At 35.5% G+C, this 2,129-nt stretch carries 1 protein-coding gene; it reads left to right on the top strand.

The window, feature by feature from the left end:
• Nucleotides 1-172 precede the first annotated feature (172 nt).
• The gene (locus ACFO3L_RS04845; protein WP_379964411.1) at nt 173-2,011 is read left to right on the top strand and encodes a glucosaminidase domain-containing protein; all 1,839 of its coding nucleotides are present in this window, start codon (nt 173-175) and stop codon (nt 2,009-2,011) included.
• Nucleotides 2,012-2,129: the final 118 nt, after the last annotated feature.

Here is a 2,129-nt window from a genome sequence, read left to right as displayed (position 1 = left end):
ATAGGGATATTAGTGATACATATTTCAATAAAATGTGCCAAAGAATTAAAGCTATGAATTATTCAGGGTAAAAGTAGGTCAATTAAATATAAGTGGATGGGATATAAGTGAATCGGATTGGAAAAAGGTTATTACCTCTAGAACCGTAATTGAAAAGGTGATTGGTTTAGATGTGGAAGTAGAGATTTCGTCAGAAAGCGAAATAGATGAAATAAAAATACCGCAAAATAAGGTTGATATCGAATCAACAGTACTCAATCTATATGGATCGATTATTAATAAAAAATATAAATTATTTAGTGATAGGGAGTTAGAACATGATATCTCTAATCAATATGATTTGATAAATAAAACAATTTATATAACCGATTCGTTTATTACTGAAAATAAAGAAATCTATTTTTCTATTAGTGATAATCAAAAATGGTTGGGCTATATTCCTGAAAAAGATGTAAGGATATCATCAGGTAATCAGGGTGTTCACCAAGATTATGGAAAATATGTAAGCATCAAAGGTGACTTTGACATTTGGGATGGATTTTCTTGGGAAACAAGTATTCCTGGATCAAAATATACAAATCAAACGTTCCAAGCACGTGGTGTTTACCATCATTTCAATGGTTCACGTTACTTGTCTTTATATGATAATAAAGGTGATTGGTTAGGATATATTAATGAACTAGGAACAACACTAGGAAATGGTGATCAAGGTGCTCACCATGCCTATGGAAAATATGTAAGTATCAAAGGTGACTTTGACATTTGGGATGGATTTTCTTGGGAAACAAGTATTCCTGGATCAAAATATACAAATCAAACGTTCCAAGCAAAAGGAGTGTACAATCATTTCAATGGTTCGCGCTACTTATCCCTTTATGATAGTAAAGGCAAATGGATCGGCTATATCAACGAGCAAGGAACAAGCTTAGCCAAAGGTCAACAAGGTGTTTATCATAACTACGGTAGATACATTAGTGTTGTAGGTAATTATGATTTTTGGCAGAATTTCAGCTGGTCTAGTCGGGTACATTCAAGTAAATATCAAGGACAAACCTTTTTAGCAAAAGGGATTTACTACCACTTTAATGGATCACGTTATCTATCTGTGTATGATAACAAAGGCAATTGGTTAGGCTATCTTAATGCTGCAGGTGCCAAGGTTGTTTCCGGTCAACAAGGGGCCTATCAAAGCTATGGAAAAAATGTCACGATTAAAAATAATAACTATGCAATTTGGCGTAATTTTAGTTGGTCAAGGAAGGCAAGTGGCAATCATCTAGGCAAAACCTATTTAGCGAAAGGGGTGTACCACCACTTCAATGGCTCACGCTACCTGTCGCTCTATGATAGTAGTGATCGTTGGATTGGTTACATCAACTCACTTGGAACCAACGATTCTTATGGTGACTGGGTTCAAAGAGATGGCAAGTGGTATTACTATACTAAAACGGGGCAAGTAACAAAAGGTTGGGCAAAGATTGATAATCGTTGGCATTACTTTGATGCAAATGGCGTGAATATCGATACGAATCAGGCAAGGTTTATTAGTAGTAGCATCAATGATGCATTAACGATTACGAAAAAACATCAACTATTTCCATCCATCATGTTGGCTCAAGCCGTGTTGGAGTCCAATTATGGTACAAGCGAATTAGCTTTAAAAGCCAATAACTTTTTCGGAATGAAGTTTAAAGAAAATGAAGATGAAGGCAAATACGAGAAATACTACGTTGAAACAAAAGAGTACGATGCGACAACAGGTGAAACCATAACGATTCGGGCAGCCTTCAGAAAATATCCAACAAGGCTACAGTCGTTTGAAGACAATGCTTTAAAACTTCGCTTAGGTGTGAGTTGGGATAACAATTATTATTCCGGGACATGGCGAGAAAATGCCAAAACTTACAAAGACGCAAGTAAGGCTCTAACTGGAAGATACGCAACGGATCCGAATTATGGTCAAAAATTGAACACCCGTATTGAAACGTGGAAATTAAATCAGTTTGATTAAAATTTCTGTTTTTCCGAACGATAGTGTTTGATAAAAGAACAACCAGTTCTTATAGTGACCCCCAAAAGTTGGACTTTTTAGGAGAGATTTTATATCTCTCCTTTTTGTATTCACAAAA

The organism is Enterococcus eurekensis, from assembly GCF_042654605.1.
Lineage (GTDB): Bacteria > Bacillota > Bacilli > Lactobacillales > Enterococcaceae > Enterococcus_I > Enterococcus_I eurekensis.
This window is presented reverse-complemented; position numbering and strand designations above follow the sequence as displayed.